The organism is Streptomyces sp. NPDC020747, from assembly GCF_044334695.1.
GTDB lineage: Bacteria > Actinomycetota > Actinomycetes > Streptomycetales > Streptomycetaceae > Streptomyces.
On the sequence record NZ_JBIRTJ010000003.1, the window covers coordinates 180,191 to 200,986 of the forward strand.

Below are 20,796 nucleotides of genomic sequence, written 5' to 3' on the forward strand. Positions count from 1 at the left end.
TACAGGGAGTGCTCCGGCGCGTTCGGTCCGTATTCGATCGTTACGAGTGCGTCACTGCACGTGCATTGGCCGGTTTCCGGTCCAGTCCAGGGGGGCATTCACACCGTGGCGTGGGGCAAAGGAGGTCTCGGGGGTGGCGTTGGTGGTGGCACAGGAGGTGCCCACGTCGTCGAGCATGGCCGTACCCCATGGCCCTGCGGGCGTGGGGGAAGCAAGGCACCGGATGCGGGTTCAACTGCGCACCGGCGGTGTGGCGGAAACGGTCATCGACGATGCCGTATTGATCCTTTCCGAACTATTGAGCAACGCCTGCCGACACGGCAGGCCGTTGGGTGACGCACTGGCGGGGGACGGCGACGTCCGGGCCGCGTGGCGTGTCGAACCGACCGGCAGACTCACTGTCGAGGTGACGGACGGCGGCGGTCCGACCCGTCCGGTTCCGGCCACACCCTCGGTCACCGCACGCGGCGGCCGCGGGCTGAACATCATCACGGCGCTGGCCGACGACTGGGGCGTCCGGGACGACGCCCGCGGTGAGGTCACGGTGTGGGTGGTCGTGCACAAGGACGCGCACGCCGGACATCGCCGCGACGACTTCGCCGCGCGCGTGACGGCCCCGTCGGTGTCCGCGATACCCGACCTCGACTTCGGGAACGCTTTCGACGGCATGGACTGAGCTGGACCGAGGACGACCTGGGCGGATCGCTTTCCGAGCCGGGGAACCCCTGAACCGACAGCAGCCCGAGACGACAGCGGCCCGAGTCGGGGACGCCCCGAGCCGGCGCACGAGGAGACGATCCCGGGGACGACCTGGACCGAGATCGGTCCGGGCCGGGAGTCCGCCGCCCCCGGAGCGATCCGAACCCAGGACGACGCGAACCCCGGACAACCCGAACCCAGGACGAACTGTTCCGAAACAACCTGAAGCAACCTAAAGCAGACGCAAGCACTGGTTCAAGGACGAACCGAATCACCGCTTCCGGGACGACCCGGCACGTTGTCCACAGGGTCCCGTGGCTCCCCGTACGAGCGGCTAGGCTCGCGCCCGTACGAGTCGAGCCGTAACCGGGAGACATCCACGATGGCCAAGAAGCGACCCCAGACGAAGGCCAAGCAGCCTCAGCTGACGGATGGAGAGATCCCGGTCGTCGGGGCGCGCGAGCCCTGCCCATGCAACAGCGGCCGCCGTTACAAGGCCTGCCACGGACGGGCCGCCGCGCACGCCGTGACCGAGCTGGTGCACCGCCCCTTCGAAGCGCTGGCGGGCGAGGCCGACTGGGTCGCGCTGCGCGAGCTGGTGCCCGCGGCCACCGTCGAGCTGCATCTGAAGGAGGCGCTCCCGGAGGGCGTCCCGTCGGTGACGCTCGCGACGGTGCTGCCGATGGCGTGGCCCGCGCTGCGCCGCGAAGACGGCTCGGTCCTGATCGGGCTGCAGAACGACACCGCGTCCGGTGACATCAGCCGTGACCTGGCCGACACGCTCGCGCGCGCCCTCATCGCGGAGCCCGGCACTCCGGTCCAGGGCCGTCGCGCCCCGGCCGACGGACCGCGGCTGCAGGACCTCCTCGACCCCGAAGGCGCGTTCGAGCCAGTTGTGCACCCGGGCTTCGAATTCTGGGTTCCGGACGCGCAGAACGCGACCACGGAGGTGACCGCCTCCCTGGAGCGGGCCAACGCCGCCGCCATCCCGACCGTGAAGCTCGCGGGTGTCGACGCCGCGTACTGGTGCGAGACGCCCGACAAGAACCACCTGCGCTGGGTCATGCCGCATCCGGAGGAGCAGCTTCTGGACGCGCTCGCCCGGCTGCACGCCGCGGGCCGGTCGAGCCTCGGCGACGGCACCCGTCTCGTGGGTTCCTTCCGTGCCCACGGCCTCACGGTGCCGGTCTGGGACCTGCCGACCGGCGTCACGGCGGAGGATGTCGAGAAGCCGGCCACCGAGTTCGCCGAGCGCCTCGCCGGCGCGCTGGCCTCGGACGAAGCGCTCACGCCGGACGAGCGCCGGGCGCGCGGCGGCCTCACCAACCGGCAGGTCACGCTCAGCTGAGGCACAGCCGACACCCAGGCGGGACTGGCCGACCAACTCAGTCGGCCGACAGGGTCGTGGACCGGGTGACTCCTGTCACAACTCCCCGTTGCGGCAGGGAAGTCGGTGTCCGAATAGCCGAGATCGAATTTGCGAACAGCCGATCTCTTGTTACCGTTCCATTAGCCCGGTTGCTGGTGCATCCCCCGTCGCCAGCAACCGGGTCTTCTCATTCCCGGGTTCGGGTCCCCTGCCGACGAAAGCCTCAACGCGCGTTCTGTGCAGGTGAGTTGCTCCCCGAGCGCAACAACAGCGGCCCCTCGGCCCCCTCCGCGAACTCCACGACCGCCGTGTACGCGCCCGCGTCCCCCGTCGTGCGCTCCCGCGGTGTCTCGCACACCCCCGGCTCGTCGTCCGCGCCCACGGCGCAGTGCATCCGTACGGTGCGGTCCGCGGGCCCCATGAGGGTCAGTACGGACGTGAGATCGTCGCCGGTCGCGTTGCGGTAGTACGTACGTGCCCAGGTGTCCTCCCCCTGGGTCAGCACACAGGTCTGTGCCTCGATGCCGTCGGGGGACGCGAGTTCGGGACCGCAGCGCGCGGCGGTGGCGAGGCCCAGGCCGAGCGTCAGGGGGCTCTCGGAGGGCGCGGAACGGGGCTCGGGCGCCTGGAGTGCGCCGGCGTGCCCGGCGGCGCCAGCAGGCGCGTCGTCGGAAACACGGGCGCCCGAGGCGCGTACGGCGTCGTCGGACGCGCGTGAGTCGTCGTCGGAGGTCCGTGTGGTCGCGGAATCCTTGTCACCCACAGGTCCCGCGGAGGCCACGGCCAGTGGCAGCGCGGCCATGAGCGCTACCACGCCCGCCAGCGCGATCGGGCGGACTCTTCGAGGGCCTGGGGCTCGTCGTCCCCGGGAGTGACGCAGCATGAAAGGAACATAACGAGCGAGGGCGGGCGCGCGGCTCGCCGCGCGCCCGGTATCCCTACAACTCGGGGGCGCTCACACCCGTACGGGTGAGGGCCTCCACCACGGCGTCCACGACCGCCTCGACGTCGGGCACCCAGGGGGCGGCCGAGCCGGGCAGCGGAGCCCGCTCCCAGCGGAGCTGGCCCTGGCCCGTCTCGGACGGGGGCAGCGCCACATAGCCGCCCTCTCCGTGGAAGCGCAGCGAGCCCGGAACGTGGTCCTGGGCGTAGAGCAACTCGCCGAGCTGCTCCAGGGAGTACGGCTTCACGAGCAGGGCCCAGCGCGTCGGGGACGCGATCACGGGGCCGAGGCGCATCCCCATGTGGTCGAGCGCGAGGAGCGCGCGGGACGCGGCGAGCGCCGGCAGGCTCACCGCGCAAGGAGCCTTGTCCCCGGTGGCCAGGATGATCGGCGCCGTTGGCCGGTTCGTCCACCACCAGCGCACCATCCGCTCATCGGTGGTGGCCGCGAGGAGGCCGGGGTCGAAGGGATGGGCACCGGGCACTGTGCATTCCGGGTCGGGGCACGCGCATCGGGCCCGCCCCTGCGGGTCCGCCGCCACTCCCGGGAGTACGGGCCACTGCCATGCGGTCGCGAAGGTCAGGGCCGCGCCGAGCATCTCAGGCTGTCCGCCGTTTCGCTTGGACAGGAGCCTGCGTCGCTTTCCGAGGATCTCGCGCATGAGCGCTCGTTCCTTTCCGTTGCACGCCTGGCAACACCGAGGACCACATCACACCATGTGTCGATCACTTCACTGTGCGTACCTACTGGCGCATCACACCCCCGTCCGAGACAAGGGGAACCCGTATGGGTCGAGCGTTGGGCTGCGTCCGTGTCCATACTGCGTCTGGCAAAAGCACGGGCATGGCGTGGGGTGGCGGAGCCTGGCGTTTGCCGTCCCGCGTATTTCTCGCCGCCTCCGCCACGGGAGGATGGGGCACGGTCGTCGGTGGTTAAGACGCCCGGGTCCGCCGCCAGGTTCCGGGAGATCCCAACCACCCCTGGCCTTCACCGAGTACGTACCCATCACGACCGCTGTGACGCTCCGTCGAACAAGGCCAGTCGACCTCAATACGCCGAGACTCGAGTCAGTTTTAAGCCAACTTTGCATTTCCGCAACGGTCCCATGGACACCAGGAATCCCGGCAGGACAATGCTGGACATCCCCTCACGAGTGCGTGTACATGTGGAGACACTGCTAGCGGCGCAGAATGACATGGGGGTTTGCGATGCTATTGAGCAATACGCACCGGTCGGAAAGCCGGACGCCATGAACGCCCCTCACCTCCCGAAAGTGGCCGGAATCGATTCAACGGTTCCATCGCCCACACACACTGTCGCGCCCGCGCCTGCCGCCCCGGGTACCTCTTCGACCACTTCTCCACACGCCCCCGGGGCCGTTCTCCAGGACAGACTCGCAGGTTGGGTCTCTGATCTCACCACTCTGCACGAACTGACCGAGCGCCTGGCGCGCACCGCCGCGCTGCCGGACGCGCTCCAGGAGTTGCTGCGCGCCGGAGCCGCTCTCGTGGGCGCCCGCCGCGGTCTCGTGGTCCTGGAACCGGGCGACGGACTCGGCCCGGACACCACCATCGGCCTGGGTCTGGCCCGAGCCGATCTCGGCCACATCGAGACCGTCCCGCGCAGCGCCATGTCGTACGGGAAGATCCTCGACGGGCTCCCCGGAGGCGAGGGCGAGATCGCCCAGCCCGACCTTCTCTCCGAGGACGGCCTCGACCCGCGCCACCGCGAGGTCGCCGCCCGCCTCGGCTACGCCGCGAGCTACGCGCTCCCGCTGTCCACGGAGGCGGCGGGCCGCCTGGGCGCCGCCGTGTGGCTGTACGACGAGCCGGCCGAGCCCGTCGAGCGCCAGCGGCACCTGGTGGGCCTGTACGCGCGCTATGCGGCCGAGCACCTGGCCCGGCTGGTGGAACTGGACCGCACGCGCGCGTGTATGGCGACCATCTCCGAGGAGCTGCTCCCCTCGCGGCTGCCCCGCGTCTCCGGCGTCCAGCTCGCCGCCCGGCACCGCACGGGGCCGCGCGGCGGCGGCGACTGGTACGACGCGCTGCCGCTGCCCGACGCCGCGCTCGGCCTCGCGGTCGGGTCCGTCACCGGTTCGGGGCCCAGCGCGGTCGCCGCGATGGGCCGGCTGAGAGCCTCCCTGAGGGCGTACGCGGTGATGGAGGGCGAGGACCCGGTCGCCGTCCTGTCCGACCTCGAACTGCTGCTGCGGCTGACCGAGCCCGCCCGTTCCGCCACCGCCCTGTTCGCGTACTGCGAGCCCGCGCTGCGCAAGATCACGCTCGCCGGGGCCGGGCACAGCCCGCCGCTGGTGATCGGCGAGCGGCGCACGGAGTACGTGGAGACGTCGCTGTCGGCGCCCCTGGGGATGCTCGCCTGCTGGGAGGCGCCGAGCGTGGAGTTCCAGGCCGAGGCCGGAGAGACGGTTCTGCTCTACACGGACGGGCTGCTGCACCGCACCGGCGACCCCATGGACCGTGCCTTCTCGCGGCTGCACGCGGCCGCCGCGTCCGTGCCCCGGGCGCTGCGCACCGACCCGGGCGCGGTCGCCGACCACGTCCTGCGCAGTGTGCTGCCGGACGGACTCGACGTCGCCGACAGCGACGAGGACGTGGTGCTCCTGGCGGCACGCTTCGAGTGAGCGTCCCGCACCTTCGGGCGAGCCCCGCGTGACAGGTCTTCCGGCCCTGGGCGTCCTTCCGTACGACCGTACGATGGAGGGCGTCCAGAGTCGTATCGAGGAGGCAGACCGTGTCGGAGGCGCTCAACCCGGAGACCCCGGAAGCTGTGCTTGACGATGACGCCGACCAGGCGGATGAAGAGAAGCCGATCAAGCCGCGCAAGAACGGCCTGTACCCGGGCGTGTCCGACGAGCTGGCCGAGAGCATGAAGTCCGGCTGGGCCGACACCGAGCTGCACGGCCTGGAGCCGATCCCGCAGGCCGCGTACACCGCCGCCCGCCGCGCCGCGCTCTCCGCGCGCTTCCCGGGCGAGCGCCTGGTGATCCCGGCGGGCAACCTGAAGACCCGCTCGAACGACACGGAGTACCCCTTCCGTGCCTCGGTCGAGTACGCGTACCTGACCGGCAACCTGACCGAGGACGGCGTCCTCGTGCTGGAGCCGGCGACGAACGGCCACAAGGCCACGATCTACCTGCTGCCGCGCTCCGACCGTGAGAACGGCGAGTTCTGGCTCTCCGGCCAGGGCGAGCTGTGGGTCGGCCGCCGCCACTCCCTGACCGAGGCCGGGCAGCTGTACGGCATCCCGGCCTCCGACGTCCGTGAACTCGCCGACGCGCTGCGCGAGGCGACCGGCCCGGTGCGGGCCGTGCGCGGCTACGACGCCGGCGTCGAGGCGGCGCTCACCGACAAGGTGACCGCCGAGCGCGACGAGGAACTGCGCGTCTTCCTCTCCGAGGCCCGGCTGGTCAAGGACGAGTTCGAGGCCGGTGAGCTGCAGAAGGCCGTCGACTCGACGGTCCGCGGCTTCGAGGACGTGGTGAAGGTCCTCGACAAGGCGGAGGCCACCTCCGAGCGCTACATCGAGGGCACGTTCTTCCTGCGCGCGCGGGTCGAGGGCAACGACGTCGGGTACGGCTCCATCTGCGCCGCCGGACCGCACGCGTGCACGCTGCACTGGGTGCGCAACGACGGCCCCGTGCGCTCCGGAGACCTGCTCCTGCTCGACGCGGGCGTGGAGACCCACACGCTCTACACCGCCGACGTCACGCGCACGCTGCCGGTCAACGGCACGTACAGCGAGATCCAGAAGAAGATCTACGACGCCGTGTACGAGGCCCAGGAGGCCGGTATCGCGGCCGTGCAGCCGGGCGGCAAGTACCGAGACTTCCACGACGCCTCGCAGCGCGTGCTGGCCCGGAAGCTGGTCGAGTGGGAGCTCGTCGAGGGCCCCGTGGAGCGCGTTCTGGAGCTGGGGCTGCAGCGTCGCTGGACGCTGCACGGCACCGGCCACATGCTCGGCATGGACGTCCACGACTGCGCGGCCGCGCGCGTCGAGACGTACGTGGACGGCACTCTGGAGCCGGGCATGTGCCTGACCGTCGAGCCGGGGCTGTACTTCCAGGCGGACGACCTGACCGTGCCCGAGGAGTACCGGGGCATCGGTGTCCGCATCGAGGACGACATCCTCGTCACGGAGGACGGCAACCGGAACCTGTCCGCCGGACTGCCTCGCCGGTCGGACGAGGTCGAGGCATGGATGGCGTCCCTCAAGGGCTGACATCGCTCATGGGCTGACATGACATGGATGGCCGGGTACCGGTGTGGTGCCCGGCCATACGTCTGCCCGTACGTCTGCGCGCGGTGGTGGCCGGTCGTGCCCCCGTGGCGGAGCCGCACAATGTGACGGCCCGCGCCCCTGGAAGAAGGGACGCGTTTCACCGAGGGGGACTTGTCTGTGGACGCGTTCTGGTCCGGCGTCGGTGTCGATCTGCACCTCGAACCCGACGCCGCCGACGGGCGCCGAGCCGGGCTCGAACGGGCGTTGCGCGATGCCGTACGGGACGGGCGGCTGGCGCCCGGGACACGGTTGCCGGCCACGCGTCGGCTCGCGGCCGAGCTCGGGATCTCGCGAGGGACGGCCAAGTCGGCGTACGACCAGCTGATCGCCGAGGGGTATCTGACCGCGCGGCAGGGGTCCGGCACCCAGGTCGCCCCGCTGCCCTCCCCGGCCGCGGACGCGCCGGAGTCGACCGCACGCGCGCGTGCACCCCGTTTCGATCTGCGGCCCGGCAGCCCCGACGTCGGTACGTTCCCGGCGGCGGCCTGGCTGCGGGCACTGCGCCGGGCCATCGCGAGCGCGCCCTCGCTGGCCTACGACTACGGGGACCCGCGCGGCCGGATCGAGCTGCGGACGGCGTTGTCGGGGTACCTGGGGCGGGCCCGCGGGGTGATCGCGCCGCCCGAGCGGATCGTCGTCACCTCCGGGTACGTGCAGGGGCTCGCGCTCCTCACGCGCGTGCTGGACGCCGGTGTGATCGCCATGGAGGACCCCGGCCTCCCCTTCCACCGGGACGTGGTGCGGCACAACGGCGGAACCGTGGCCCCTGTGGAGGTCGACGAACGGGGCGCTTCGGTACGGGGGTTGGACGACGCGGCGGCCGTCGTCCTCACGCCCGCGCACCAGTACCCGACCGGGGTGACCCTGCACCCGGAGCGGCGGCGCGCGCTCACCGACTGGGCACGCGCGCGTGGAGGGCTGATCGTCGAGGACGACTACGACGGGGAGTTCCGCTACGACCGGCAGCCCGTGGGCGCCCTTCAGGGGATGGCACCCGGACATGTCGTCTACCTGGGGACGGCGTCCAAGACGCTCGGGCCCGCGCTGCGGCTCGGCTGGATGGTGCTGCCGCCGCACCTCGTGGACGCGATCGCCGACGCCAAGCTGCACACCGACCACCACACGGAGTCCATCGGCCAGTTGGCCCTCGCCGAAATGATCAACAGCCACGCCTACGACCGGCACGTACGCGCGTGCCGCCTGCGGTACCGGCGACGACGGGACCAGTTGCTGGACCGGGTGGGGACGCGGCGCGGGGTACGAGGCATCGCGGCGGGGCTGCACGCGCTGATCGACGTGGCCGACGAGGCCGCGGTGCTGGCGGGGGCCGCCGATGAGGGGCTCGCGGTGGGGCACCTCGGGGAGCACTGGCACACGGCGGGTGACGGACGCCCGCAGGGGCTGGTGGTCGGGTACGGGACGCCTCGGGAGCGGGCTTATCCGGAGGCGCTGGAGGTGTTGGGGCGGGTGCTGGAGGGGGCCTGAGGAACCGGTCCGGGCCTTGAGTCGAGCCTTTGAGCCAGGCCTTGAGCCAGGCCTTGAGCCAGGCCTTGAGTCGAGCCCTTAGCCGAGGCGAATTGGGCCAAGAAAGTGCATGAATATTAGACCTGTTGAGGGTTCCATTCCACTCGTAGCGTCGTAGCCATGACGGACCGAGCCGCACCCGCCGGAGCCCCCGCGAAGACGAGCCGCGTGATCCCGCCCGCGGGTCCGCAGCGGGTGCTGGCCCTGGCCCAGTTGAGCAACTCCGTCGGGGACGGTGCCTACTACGTCACGTCCGCCCTCTACTTCACCCATGTCGTCGGGCTCGCCCCCGCGCGCGTGGGGCTCGGACTCACGGTCGCGTGGGCGGTCGGTTCGCTGGTGGGCGTGCCCCTGGGACGGCTCGCCGACCGGCGCGGGCCGCGCGGCACTGCCGTGCTGCTGGCACTCGCGACGAGCGTCGCGGTGGCGTCCTTCCTCGTCGTACGCGGCTTCGTGCCGTTCGTGCTCGCGGCGTGCGCGTACGCCTCCGCGCAGTCGGGGCTCGCGGCGGCCCGGCAGGCCCTGCTGGCCGGGCTGGTGTCCCGGGAGGCGCGGACGGGGCTGCTCGCGCACCTCCAGTCGACGCTCAACGCCGGTCTCGCGGTGGGGGCGGGGCTCGGCGGACTCGCACTGCACCTGGGCACGCGGGAGGCCTACCTGGGGGTGTTCGCGCTGGACGCGGTGAGCTTCCTGCTGTGCGCGGCGGTGCTGCTGCGGCTGCCCGCCGTGAAGGCGGTGCACGCGCGCGTGGCCGACGAGAAGGGACGCGGCGACGCCCTGGGAGTGCTGCGTGATCGCCCGTACGCCCTCGTGACGCTTCTCAACACCGTGCTGTTGCTGCGGATGCCGCTGCTGAGCCTGGGCATCCCGCTGTGGATCTCCGAGCGGACCGAGGCGCCGACCTGGTTGGTGTCCGCGCTGTTCGTGCTCAACACCGGTGCGGTGATGCTCTTCCAGGTACGGATGGCACGCGGGGTGCGGGGGTCCGTGTCGGCCACGCGCGCGGTGCGGCGTTCGGGGCTCGTGATGCTGGCGTCCTGCGCGGTGTTCGCGCTGTCGGCCGGGGTCCCGCCCTGGGTGGCGGTGGCCGTGCTGACGGTCGGCGCGGTGCTCCAGGTCGTCGCCGAGATGCAGCAGTCGGCGGGTTCCTGGCAGTTGTCGTTCGACCTCGCCCCCGCCGACCGGGTGGGCGAGTACCAGGGCTTCTTCGGTACGGGCGTGACGGTGGCGCGGACCGCGGGGCCGCTGGTGCTGACGTCGCTGCTCGTGGGGTGGGGGACGCCCGGGTGGCTGCTCCTGGGCGGCCTGATGCTGGCGGCGTCGTACGCGATGGGGCCGGCCGTGCGGTGGGCGACGGACAGCCGGCCCGCCGCCGCACCGGTGGTCAGGCGGCCAGTGCCGGTGAACTGACCGTCACCGGCAGCGAGTCCACGAACAGGGCCCCCGCGAGCAGCCCGCTGCTTCCGCGGGGGCTCCACGCGCGCGCGTGGAGGTCGTCGTCGAAGGCGGCCAGGGCCACGCGGCCCGCCTCGGTGGACGTACTGCCCGCTTCCAGGACCCCGCGGGCGCCCGCCTGGACGTGCCGCAGACCGTGCGGGCCCACCGTGTAGAGCAACTCCGTGTCCTGGAGCGTCGACATCACGGTCAGCAGAGCGTCGAGCCGGGCGTACGGCTCTGGGACCCCCGCCGAGCGAGCCGTGGCCAGTGCCTCCAACGCCCGCCGTACGTGCGGGAACCCGGCCCTGGCCTCGCCCCTCGCCCCGGCCGCGCCGTACTGCGCGGAGACCGACGAGCCGCGGGACGGCCGGCGCGGCGCCCGCCGGTCGGGGTGCGCCGCGATCCGCTTGGCGGTCGCGGCCAGATCGCGCCCGGTGGCGCGGGGTTCCAGGGCCGCCGCGGCGACCAGCAGGCCGAGCACCCACAGGGCCCCGCGATGGCCGCCGCCCGCCAGGGCCACCGAGTGCTCGGTGGAGCGCCCGATCGAGCCGAGCTCCGCCCTCAGCTCCGGTGTCGCCGAGCCGGTACGGCGAGCGGCAGCCGCCATGGCCGCGAGCCCGGGGGCCAGCGCCTTGGCCGACCAGCGCAGGGAGCAGTGGTCCTCGCCGGTCGCGCGGGCGCCGAGGTCACGCGGGTCGGGCAGTCCGGGCTTGGGGGCCAGCGCCAGGTGTCCGGTCAGCGCGGTCACGGCGGCGTGGGCGAGCGTCTCGTCCTGACGGCTGTTCATCGAAGCTTCACGGCCTCTCATCGACGTAAACGTTTACGAGGAGGAGTCGGTGGAGGAGGCCGACGCGCTCGGGGCGTCGCTGGGGGCATCGCCGGGCGCGCCGCTCGGGGGCGTACCGCCACCACCGCCGCTGCCAGCGCCCGTGTTCTCGGTGTCCGGGTCGATGCCGAGGGTGATGGTTCCCTTGTAGCCCTTGGAGGGGTCCTTCTTGTGGACGGGCTTCAGGGTGAGCAGGCCGCTGGAGGCGCCTCCGCCGTCGTAGACCATGTCGTCGTCGAGCTTGGTCCAGGTGCCGGTGTGCTTCGAGTACGGCTCCAGGTCGAAGATCTGCTCGGCCACGGCGTCGTCGAAGAAGAGCTGGCCGGTGAAGTTGACCTTGCCGCCCTCGTACGTGCCGTCCTCCTTCTCACCTCCGGTGTGCACCTTCACGTGGATGTGGCAGGTCCGCGGCGTGTACCAGCCGGGGACGATCGTCTCGAACTTGACGACCCCGTTGGCGTTGGCGACCTGGTAGCCGCGCAGGTACGTCTTGTCGTCGGCGGTCGAGCCGTCCTCGCTCTCGGCGGGCGCCGAGCCGCCGGGGTTGGCGGTCGTGTAGCCGGAGTAGTAGCCCCAGGCGTCGCAGTGCCAGATCTCCACGGCCGCGCCGGCCACCGGGGCGCAGGACTCGGTGGTGTCCTGCACGGTGATGCGCAGCGTCAGCGGGACACCGCTCTTGCCCTCGGTGATGTCTTTCCGAACGAGCGCGCCGTCCAGGTAGTACGGGCCCTCCGTGACGCTGGACATGAGGACACAGGTGCCGCCGCTCGAACCGGCGGACGCGCTCGCGGCGGCCGTCTCCGTGGCCGTGGCGGTCGTCTCGTCGGCGAAGGCGGACTGGTATCCGGCGATCGCGAGCCCGCCGGCCGCGACCGTGCCTCCGGTGACCGCGATCGCGCGGCGCCGAGTGATCGTCGTGTCTTTGTGTGTTCCCGTCATGCCGGAAAAGCTAGGGACGCCGCCCGTCAGGGACATGAGGGGCGGCTGTGAGGACCCTGAGAATGCGCGGAAGGCCGAAGTCGGCGGGAAAACACCCCTTCCTAGGGGTGCAACAGAACGCCCGCCCGAAGGCTCTTCAGGTGGCCACCAGCGGCGCGTCCTCGCGCCACTTGAGCATCTTGTCGAAGCTGACCACCGCGCCGCCCCGGCCCGGCTTGTTGCCGATGTGGACGTGGTCGGCGAGCTCCTGGATCAGACACAGACCCCGGCCGTTCTCGGCGTCGTTGTGGGCGGGGCGGACCGGGGCACGTCCCCGTCCCGACGGGAACCCGGGTCCGGAGTCGGCCACCTCGATGCGGCACGTCTCGCCGTCCAGATAGGCCGTGACCCGGTAGGCCTCGCCGTGCTCCCCATGGACGGACTCACCCCCGTGCTCAACGGCGTTGGCGCAGGCCTCGCTCAGCGCGACGGAGAGGTCGTAGGAGATATCGGGATCCACCCCTGCCGACTCCATCGTGCCGAGCAGCAGGCGCCGGGCGAGCGGCACGCTCGCCGCTTCACGCCGGAGATGGAGGGACCACCAGATGCTCATGCTCCAGCCTCCTGGCCGCGGCTCGACATACCGATACGTATTGCCGCACAGGGCCGGGTGTAAGCGTGCCGTTGACGTGATACCGCCCATTCGGGGGATATGCCGGCGCCATCCGCCGGTGTATGTGCGTACTACCGGTGTCAGAACGTGACCTTCCGGAACGTACGTCACCTTGTGGACCTGCCGTGTGGAGCGGGTGAGCCCAGTGCGATGATGAGCCCGCCATGACTGCCCCCCACCAGCGCGCGCGCACCGGAGGTGAACTCCGGGTCCTGAGGGCCGCGGTGTTCACCGCGGTCTGTGTCGTGCTGGCCGCGGCCGGTCATGCGATCGTCTCCTGCGCCGCGGTTCCCCTGTGGTCGCTGGGTGCCGGATTCCTCGCCGTCTTCGCCGTCGCGGCACCGCTCGCCGGGCGTGAGCGCTCCCTGCCGGGCATCGCCGTACTGCTCGCGGCCGGCCAGACCGGACTGCACACGCTCTTCGGGCTCGGCCAGCACGGCACGGCGACGACGACGGCCACCGGTGTGGACGCCACACTCGTGGCCCGGGCCGCCCGGCTGGTGTGCGGCGCGTCCGTCGCGGCGCTCAGCCCCGCCCAGGCACAGCGGATCCTCGCCGACGCCCGGCTGGACACCGTCGGAACGGGCGGGGCAGGCGGGTCGGGAACGGCTCACGCGGCCCACGAACAGGCGGGCGCCATGGCGTCGGCCGCCACCGGAACACCGATGTCGGCGCTGCCGTCACTGTCGATGTTCCTCGGTCACGTTCTCGCGGCCGCCGCCACCGGATGGCTGCTGCGCCGCGGGGACATCGCGCTGCGGCGCCTCCTGCGCCTCTCGGCGCACGGAGTGGCCGAAGGGACGCTCGTCTCCCTGCGCGGGGCCCTGGCGCTCGTACGCGCCCTGCTGGCGGGGCTCCCGGGCACGTCCCCCGAGGTGCCGCGCGTGCCGCGGGCCACGGAGTACGTGCCACCGGCCGTGCCCGCGACCGCTCTTCAGCACTCGGTCGTCCGGCGCGGTCCGCCGGCCGGCGCGGTTCTCGCCCTCGCCGCCTGACACGACGCACCACATCTGGACGTATCACTCCCGGGGGTGCCGTCGTGCGGCACGCGCGCGTGCCCGCTCTTTCGCGCGCGCAACCCCGTTCTGCCACCGAACCAGTGCTGAAAACCGGAGTGTCCTGCCATGAAGGCTTCCCGTATCGCCGCGACCGGTGCCGTCGCCGCCTCCGCCGTTCTCGTCCTGTCCGGCCCCGCGTTCGCGCACGTCAGCGTGCAGCCCGAGGGCACGGCCGCCAAGGGCGGCTACGCGACCGTCAACTTCAAGGTGCCGAACGAGCGCGACAAGGCCTCGACCACCAAGCTCGAAGTGAACTTCCCGGCCGACCACCCGCTCGCCTCGGTGATGCCGCAGGCCATCGACGGCTGGACCGTCAAGGTCACCAAGTCCAAGCTCGAAAAGCCGCTCGAACTGCACGGCGAGAAGATCAACGAGGCCGTCACCAAGGTCACCTGGACCGCCGACGGCAAGGGCATCCAGCCCGGCTACTTCCAGAAGTTCCCGCTCTCCATCGGCGCGCTGCCCGAGGACACCGACGAGCTGGTGTTCAAGGCGATCCAGACGTACTCCAACAAGGAGGTCGTGCGCTGGATCGAGACCCCGACGAAGGGCGAGGAGGAGCCCGAGTCGCCGGCTCCGGTGCTCGCCCTGTCCGCCGCCGAGGACGACCACCACGGATCGGCCTCCTCCGCCTCCGACGACTCCGCGAAGGGCGACGACGCCAAGGCCGCCGCCAACACCTCGACCACCGCGGCCGCCTCCTCCGACAGCAGCGACACCACGGCCCGCGTGCTGGGCGTCGTGGGCATCGTCGTCGGCGTGGCGGGCGTGGCGTTCGGCGTACTCGCCGGTCGTCGGCGTACCACCGCGTAAGCCAAGTCCCACCCACCGAAACCTCGGGACGCCCCACCGGGATCCCCGGCCGAATCCGTTTTTCGGGCCGGGGCTCCGGCCCGCCGCACAGCGGCGATCGGGTGTGGCGTCCCCCCGGAGATGCACTATGCGCAAGAAGACGTACGCCGCGGCCGCGCTGTTCGCCGCGGCCGCCCTGACCCTTTCCGCCTGCGGCAGCGGTGACGACGCCGACAACGCGGTCGCCGAGGTGTCCGAGGAGGCGGGCTCGGACAAGGCCGCGACGGTCCTCGACAAACCGTTCGAGAAGCCGGACCTCGTCCTCACCGACACCCACGGCAAGCAGTACGACCTCCGCAAGGAGACCAAGGGCAAGCCGACACTGATCTACTTCGGCTACACCAACTGCCCCGACGTCTGCCCGCTGACGATGAACAACATCGCCGTCGCCGAGAAGCAGCTGGCACAGAACAAGCAGGTGACGCAGGCCGAGAAGGACTCGCTGCGCATCGTGTTCGTCACCACCGACCCGGAGCGGGACACCTCCGCCGCGCTCGGCAAGTGGCTCAAGGGCATCGACCCCGACGTCGTCGGCCTGACCGGCTCCTTCGCCACCATCCAGGGCGGTGCCCGGACACTCGGCATCTCCATCGAGGCGCCGAAGAAGGACAAGAACGGCAAGGTCGTCTCGATGCACGGCACCCAGGTCATCGCCTTCTCCCCGAAGACCGACGGCGGTTACGTGCTGTACGGCGAGGACGCCACCGTCGACGACTACACCAAGGACCTCCCCAAGCTGATCAAGGGCGAGAAGCCGTGACGCGTCGTACGCCGTCCGCCAAGGTGTCGACCGGAGCCCCGGCGGCTGCCCTCGTCATGGCCGCCGCGCTGGCCCTGGCGGGCTGCGGCGACTCGGACCCGGGCTCCTCGGAACCCGAACTGTCCGTCGGCTCCGTCTACATGCCACAGCCCGTCTCGGACTCCATGGCGGCCGGTTTCCTCGTCGTCGCCAACACCGGCGGAGCCGACGACAGGCTGTCCTCCGTCACCAGCGACGTCGCCGGCGAGGTCACCCTCCACACGACGTCCGGGCAGTCGATGACCGAGGTCAAGAACCTCGACGTCCCCGGTCACGGGAAGCTCGTCCTGGAGAGCGGCGGCAACCACCTCATGTTCGAGAAGCTGAAGCGCAAGCCGAAGGAGGGCGACAAGGTGTCCCTGGAGCTGCACTTCACCAAGTCCGGACCGATGAAGGTCGAGATGCCGGTGAAGTCCCCCACCTACCGGCCGACAACAACCACCAAGTCGTCCATGCAGTCGTCCTCGACGTCTCACCACTGAGGGAGGGACCAACCGTGAGCCAGACCATCGCTCCCCGCGTCCGGACGCTGCTGTTGCTGCTCCTCGCCGTCACCGGCGCGCTCCTCGCCGGGTCCGCGCCCGTCTCCGCGCACGCCGCCCTGACGGCGAGCGACCCCCAGCAGGGAGCGGTGGTCAAGGAAGCGCCGACCCAGGTGTCGCTCACCTTCTCCGAGGGCGTCGCGATGTCCGACGACTCGGTGCGCGTACTCGACCCCAAGGGCAAGCGCGTCGACACCGGAAAGACCAGCGAGCAGGGCACGAACACGTACTCCGTGAAGCTGCACTCGGGTCTGCCGGACGGCACGTTCACCGTCACCTACCAGGTGGTGTCGGCGGACAGCCACCCCGTCTCCGGCGCCTTCACCTTCTCCATCGGGGCGCCCTCGACGACCTCCGTCTCCGTGTCCGACCAGGAGGCCGGCGGCGGAGTGGTGGGCGGGCTCTACGGCTTCGCGCGCTATCTCTCGTACGCGGGCTTCATCCTCCTCGTCGGCGGCGCGGCCTTCGTGCTGGCCTGCTGGCAGCGGGGCACCGGGGAGCGGTCGGTCCAGCGGCTCGTCGTCTCCGGGTGGCTCGCGCTGACCGGGGCCACGCTCGCCATGCTGCTGCTGCGCGGCTCGTACACCGGCTCCGGGAAGGTCGGGGACATCTTCGACCTGGCCCTGCTCAGCGACGTGCTGCAGACCAAGACGGGCGCGGCGCTGATCTCACGCCTGCTGCTGCTCGCCGCGGGCGCCCTGTTCATCGCCGTGCTCTTCGGAGCGTACGAAAAGCGCGAGGACGACGAGGAGAAGGGCGATCTGACCTTCGGGCTCGCCATCGGCGGATTCGTCGTGGCGGCGGGTCTGGCCGCGACCTGGGCCATGGCCGAGCACGCCTCGACCGGTATCCAGACCGGGATCTCGATGCCCGTCGACGTGCTGCACCTGCTCGCCGTCGCCGTCTGGCTGGGCGGCCTGGCGACGCTGCTCGTGGCGCTCTACCGCGCGCCGTCCATCGAGCCGTCCGTCGTACGCCGCTTCTCCCGCATCGCGTTCGGCAGCGTGGCCGTGCTGGCCGCGACGGGCATCTACCAGTCGTGGCGACAGCTCGGCTCCTGGTCCGCGTTCACCGGCACGTCGTACGGGCAGCTGCTCCTCGTCAAGATCGGCCTGGTGGTCGTCCTCGTCGGCATCGCGTGGATATCGCGGCGCTGGACGGCGCGGCTGTCGCAGGCGCCGGCGGCGAAGGCCGCGAAGACCTCGGTGTCCGCGCCGGTGAAGGCCACCGCGAAGACCGGCGCGAAGACCTCTGCCAAGACCTCGGCGAAGGCTTCGGCAAAGGCATCGGCGAAGACCTCTGCGGCGACCTCGGACAAGTCGGAGGACGAGGACCGCGAGACCGAGGACGAGAAGGAGCCGACCGCCGCGCCCGCGGGCGGTGGCGACGGCAAGCGGGCCACCCAACTGGCCCGGCAGCGGGCCGCGGTGGCCACCGCGCGCGAGAAGCGCGTGCGGGACGCCGATCCGCTCCGCTCGGGCCTGCGCCGCTCGGTGCTCGCCGAGACGGGCGTCGCGGTGGTCCTGCTGGCCGTCACCACAGTGCTGACGTCCACCGAGCCCGGGCGCACGGTGGAGGAGGCCGAGGCCGCCACCGCCGCCACCTCGCAGGAGGCCACCGGGGCACTGGCCGTGGACATCCCGTTCGACACCGGCGGCAAGGACGGCAAGGGCCTCGCACGCGTCGAGATCGACCCGGCCCGCGTCGGCGGCAACGACATGCACGTCTACGTACAGCGGCCCAACGGCAAGGCCTTCGACATCCCCGAGGTCAAGGTCGCCTTCACCCTCAAGGCGAAGGACATCGGACCGCTGCCCGTGGTCCCCGACCGGATCGCCACCGGACACTGGACGGCGACCGGGGTACAGATCCCGCTGGCGGGCAACTGGTCGATCGCGGTGACGGTCCGGACCTCCGACATCGACCAGGTGACCGTGGACAAGAACGCGCAGATCGGCTGAACGACACCATGGCTGAACAGTCCATTCCGGAGACGTCTCCCCCGGATGCCCCCGCCGAAGGGGCACCTCCTCAAGGAGGCGTCTCCAAGAAGGCCACCGCCGCCCCTAAGTCCACTCCCAAGGGGGCCTCTTCCGAAAACGCCCCTCCTAAGGGGGCCGTTTCCCAAAAGGCCCCCTCCAAGGGCGTCATTTCGCGGCGCCGCCTGCTCGGTACCGCCGGTGCCACCGGGCTCGCGCTCGGCGCCGCGGGCGGGGCCGCCGGGTACGCCGCGGCGCCCTCGGCCGACCGGACCGCGCTCCTCAGCTCGCTCGGCGCGGACGAGGTGATGTTTCACGGGAAACATCAGCCCGGCATCACGACCGCCCTCCAGGCCCGCGGCCACCTCGTCGCCTTCGATCTCGCGGCGGGCGCGGGCCGCAAGGAGGCGACCGCCCTGCTGCGGCGCTGGTCGACGACGGCCCAGCGCCTGATGGCGGGCGAGGCGTCCGCGAACGCCGACACTGACGTGGCACGCGACGCCGGGCCCTCGTCCCTCACGGTCACCTTCGGCTTCGGCCACAGCTTCTTCGCCCGTACGGGACTGGAGAAGCAGCGGCCGATCGCCCTCGACCCACTGCCCGACTTCTCCTCGGACCATCTGGACAAGGCGCGCAGCAACGGCGACCTGTGGGTGCAGATCGGCTCGAACGACGCCCTCGTCGCCTTCCATGCCCTGCGCGCGATCCAGCAGGACGCGGGGCAGGCGGCGAAGGTGCGCTGGCAGATGAACGGCTTCAACCGCTCGCCGGGAGCCACCTCCCAGCCCATGACGGCCCGCAACCTGATGGGGCAGATCGACGGCACACGCAATCCCAAGCCGTCGGAGTCCGACTTCGACCGCCGGATCTTCGTGCCCGACGCGGGCGACCCGTCGTGGATGGCAGACGGCTCGTACGCCGTCGTACGCCGTATCCGGATGCTCCTCGACGACTGGGAGCAGCTCTCGGTCAAGGCCCAGGAGGACGTCATCGGGCGGCGGAAGTCCACCGGGGCACCGCTCTCCGGCGGCACCGAGACGACCGCGATGGACCTGGAGAAGACCGACGCCGACGGCGGGCTCGTCGTCCCCATCAACGCCCATTCCCGGATCACCCGGCCCGACGAGAACGGCGGCGCCGCGATGCTCCGCAGGCCGTTCTCCTTCCACGACGGCATCGACGCGGACGGCGTTCCGGACGCGGGCCTGCTCTTCGTCTGCTGGCAGGCCGACCCGCTGCGCGGCTTCGTACCGGTGCAGCGCAAGCTCGACCGCGGTGACGCGCTGTCCACGTACATCCGGCACGAGTCGAGCGGCCTGTTCGCGGTGCCGGGCGGGACGGCGGAGGGGGAGTACGTGGGGCAGAAGTTGCTGGAGGGGTGAGATCCGCTCGCTGAGGCGGCTGGGACGGCTGAGGCGGCAGGGCCCCGGAAGCGGGAGCCGGGCCGCGCAAGGCCCATTAGGGTGAGGCCATGCCAGCCAGCTACGCGTATCTCGGCCCCGAGGGCACCTTCACCGAAGTAGCCCTGCGGACTCTTCCGGAGTCGGCCACCCGGCAGCTCATCCCGATGGTGTCCGTGCCCGCCGCGCTCGACGCGGTCCGGGCCGGCGAGGCCGAGGCCGCGTTCGTACCGATCGAGAACTCCGTCGAGGGCGGCATCACCACCACGGTCGACGCACTGGCCGTCGGCGAACCGCTGATGATCTACCGCGAGGTCCTTCTCTCGATCACCTTCGCGCTGCTGGTCCGCCCGGGCACGAAGCTCTCGGAGATCAAGACGGTCAGCGCGCACCCGGCCGCTCAGCCGCAGGTCCGCAACTGGATGAAGAACAACCTCCCGGACGTCATCTGGGAGTCGGCGGCCTCCAACGCGGACGGCGCCCGCCTGGTGCAGGAGGGACGCTACGACGCGGCCTTCGCTGGCGAGTTCGCGGCGGAACGGTACGGCCTCAAGGCCCTGGAGACCGGGATCCACGACGCGGAGAACGCGCAGACCCGGTTCGTCCTGGTGGGCAGGCCGGCCCGGCCCGCGGCGCCGACCGGCGCGGACAAGACCTCCGTGGTGATCTGGCAGCGCGACGACCACCCGGGTGCCCTGCTCGAACTCCTCCAGGAGTTCGCCGTCCGCGGGGTCAACCTGATGCTGCTGCAGTCCCGGCCGACCGGCGAGGGCATCGGCAACTACTGCTTCGCCATCGACGCCGAGGGGCATATCGCGGACCGCCGCGTCGCCGAGGCGCTGATGGGCCTCAAGCGGATCTGTCCGCAGGTGCGATTCCTCGGCTCCTATCCGCAGGCCGACGTCGACCCCAAGGACGTACGCGCGCCGCGGGCCGGTACGTCCGACAGCGAGTTCGCGGCCGCCTCGGACTGGCTGGCGCGCTGCCAGGACGGCCGGTTCTGAGCGGGGTTCCCGTGCGGAATCTGTCGCCACGCGGAATCTGCTGAGCAGGCCGCGCTGGGCGGGCTTCGCCAAGCACCGCTTGTTGAGCGGGGTTCGCTGAGCGCGGCTTGCTGAACGCGGTTGCTGAGCGGGTTTTTCTCACAGCTGGCAAGCGGCCACCCGTTGGCAACCCGGCAGCCACCGGCCGTCCTCCGGGCGGATTCCCTGGCGGAGCCGTCGGCTCCGTCGGCCGGTTTCGGCCGGTCCTACCTGCAGATTGTCTCTGTCCACAGAAGTTATCCACAGGCATGCTTCTCGACCTGGGGACAAGTCGACAACGAAGCGCGACTCGGTCGACAAATCGGCCTACAGCCCACAAGTCCGTCCACAGCCCCATCGGTCACCCTTCGTCCACCCGTTTCTGTTGACCAATCCCATAGAGCGAACCATTTCCACTCGAAAGTGCGTGTAGGGAGGGTTTGGTCCGGGAAT

At 71.2% G+C, this 20,796-nt stretch carries 18 protein-coding genes; 13 read left to right on the forward strand and 5 right to left on the reverse strand.

The window, feature by feature from the left end; all coding sequences use genetic code 11:
• Nucleotides 1-46: 46 nt before the first annotated feature.
• Together ACH4YP_RS09975 and ACH4YP_RS09980 are read left to right on the forward strand one after the other, a co-directional pair.
• A complete protein-coding gene (locus ACH4YP_RS09975) occupies nt 47-676 on the forward strand; it encodes an ATP-binding protein (protein WP_361059492.1) in 630 nt (209 codons plus the stop codon).
• 405 nt (nt 677-1,081) lie between these two features.
• Complete coding sequence (locus ACH4YP_RS09980; protein WP_361059489.1) at nt 1,082-2,047, forward strand: DUF5926 family protein; 966 nt, start codon at nt 1,082-1,084, stop codon at nt 2,045-2,047.
• Between the two features lie 244 nt (nt 2,048-2,291).
• Here ACH4YP_RS09980 and ACH4YP_RS09985 read toward each other — a convergent pair whose 3' ends face one another.
• Together ACH4YP_RS09985 and ACH4YP_RS09990 are read right to left on the reverse strand one after the other, a co-directional pair.
• Entirely contained in the window at nt 2,292-2,870 is a 579-nt protein-coding gene (locus tag ACH4YP_RS09985) for a hypothetical protein (RefSeq protein WP_398490183.1), read from the reverse strand.
• Between the two features lie 136 nt (nt 2,871-3,006).
• Nucleotides 3,007-3,672, reverse strand: coding sequence for a bifunctional DNA primase/polymerase (locus ACH4YP_RS09990; protein ID WP_055613955.1), 666 nt, complete (start codon nt 3,670-3,672; stop codon nt 3,007-3,009).
• A gap of 471 nt (nt 3,673-4,143) precedes the next feature.
• Between ACH4YP_RS09990 and ACH4YP_RS09995 the strand changes: the two genes are divergently transcribed.
• The 4 genes from ACH4YP_RS09995 (at nt 4,144) to ACH4YP_RS10010 (ending at nt 10,247) form a co-directional block, all read left to right on the forward strand.
• Complete coding sequence (locus ACH4YP_RS09995; RefSeq protein ID WP_398490535.1) at nt 4,144-5,655, forward strand: PP2C family protein-serine/threonine phosphatase; 1,512 nt, start codon at nt 4,144-4,146, stop codon at nt 5,653-5,655.
• Between the two features lie 110 nt (nt 5,656-5,765).
• Nucleotides 5,766-7,253, forward strand: coding sequence for an aminopeptidase P family protein (locus ACH4YP_RS10000; protein WP_398490184.1), 1,488 nt, complete (start codon nt 5,766-5,768; stop codon nt 7,251-7,253).
• 177 nt (nt 7,254-7,430) lie between these two features.
• A complete protein-coding gene (locus ACH4YP_RS10005; protein WP_398490536.1) occupies nt 7,431-8,798 on the forward strand; it encodes a PLP-dependent aminotransferase family protein in 1,368 nt (455 codons plus the stop codon).
• Nucleotides 8,799-8,957: 159 nt separating this feature from the next.
• On the forward strand, nt 8,958-10,247 hold the full coding sequence (locus ACH4YP_RS10010; protein WP_398490185.1) for an MFS transporter: 1,290 nt from the start codon (nt 8,958-8,960) through the stop codon (nt 10,245-10,247).
• Here the strand turns inward: ACH4YP_RS10010 and ACH4YP_RS10015 are convergent.
• From ACH4YP_RS10015 to ACH4YP_RS10025, 3 genes are all read right to left on the reverse strand, one after another.
• A complete protein-coding gene (locus tag ACH4YP_RS10015; protein ID WP_398490186.1) occupies nt 10,222-11,061 on the reverse strand; it encodes a triphosphoribosyl-dephospho-CoA synthase in 840 nt (279 codons plus the stop codon). The two genes, ACH4YP_RS10010 and ACH4YP_RS10015, sit on opposite strands and share 26 nt — an antisense overlap.
• A 33-nt stretch (nt 11,062-11,094) precedes the next feature.
• Nucleotides 11,095-12,039, reverse strand: a complete 945-nt coding sequence (locus ACH4YP_RS10020) for an intradiol ring-cleavage dioxygenase (protein WP_361052074.1) — start codon at nt 12,037-12,039, stop codon at nt 11,095-11,097.
• 136 nt (nt 12,040-12,175) lie between these two features.
• Nucleotides 12,176-12,631, reverse strand: a complete 456-nt coding sequence (locus ACH4YP_RS10025; RefSeq protein WP_361052077.1) for an ATP-binding protein — start codon at nt 12,629-12,631, stop codon at nt 12,176-12,178.
• Nucleotides 12,632-12,855: 224 nt separating this feature from the next.
• Between ACH4YP_RS10025 and ACH4YP_RS10030 the strand changes: the two genes are divergently transcribed.
• From ACH4YP_RS10030 to pheA, 7 genes are all read left to right on the forward strand, one after another.
• On the forward strand, nt 12,856-13,686 hold the full coding sequence (locus ACH4YP_RS10030; RefSeq protein WP_398490187.1) for a hypothetical protein: 831 nt from the start codon (nt 12,856-12,858) through the stop codon (nt 13,684-13,686).
• A gap of 129 nt (nt 13,687-13,815) precedes the next feature.
• Nucleotides 13,816-14,562 carry a YcnI family protein gene (locus tag ACH4YP_RS10035; RefSeq protein WP_398490188.1) on the forward strand — a complete coding sequence of 249 codons (747 nt, stop codon included), beginning with the start codon at nt 13,816-13,818 and terminating at the stop codon, nt 14,560-14,562.
• A gap of 127 nt (nt 14,563-14,689) precedes the next feature.
• Nucleotides 14,690-15,361: an SCO family protein gene (locus ACH4YP_RS10040; protein WP_398490189.1), complete on the forward strand. Its 672-nt coding sequence runs from the start codon at nt 14,690-14,692 to the stop codon at nt 15,359-15,361.
• Nucleotides 15,362-15,417: 56 nt separating this feature from the next.
• Entirely contained in the window at nt 15,418-15,882 is a 465-nt protein-coding gene (locus ACH4YP_RS10045) for a copper chaperone PCu(A)C (RefSeq protein WP_398490537.1), read from the forward strand.
• Nucleotides 15,883-15,896: 14 nt separating this feature from the next.
• Entirely contained in the window at nt 15,897-17,903 is a 2,007-nt protein-coding gene (locus ACH4YP_RS10050; RefSeq protein WP_398490190.1) for a copper resistance CopC/CopD family protein, read from the forward strand.
• An 8-nt stretch (nt 17,904-17,911) separates the two neighbouring features.
• Nucleotides 17,912-19,303: an iron uptake transporter deferrochelatase/peroxidase subunit gene (gene efeB / locus ACH4YP_RS10055; RefSeq protein ID WP_398490191.1), complete on the forward strand. Its 1,392-nt coding sequence runs from the start codon at nt 17,912-17,914 to the stop codon at nt 19,301-19,303.
• Nucleotides 19,304-19,392: 89 nt separating this feature from the next.
• Nucleotides 19,393-20,325 carry a prephenate dehydratase gene (gene pheA, locus ACH4YP_RS10060; protein ID WP_361052098.1) on the forward strand — a complete coding sequence of 311 codons (933 nt, stop codon included), beginning with the start codon at nt 19,393-19,395 and terminating at the stop codon, nt 20,323-20,325.
• The last annotated feature ends 471 nt before the right edge of the window (nt 20,326-20,796 follow it).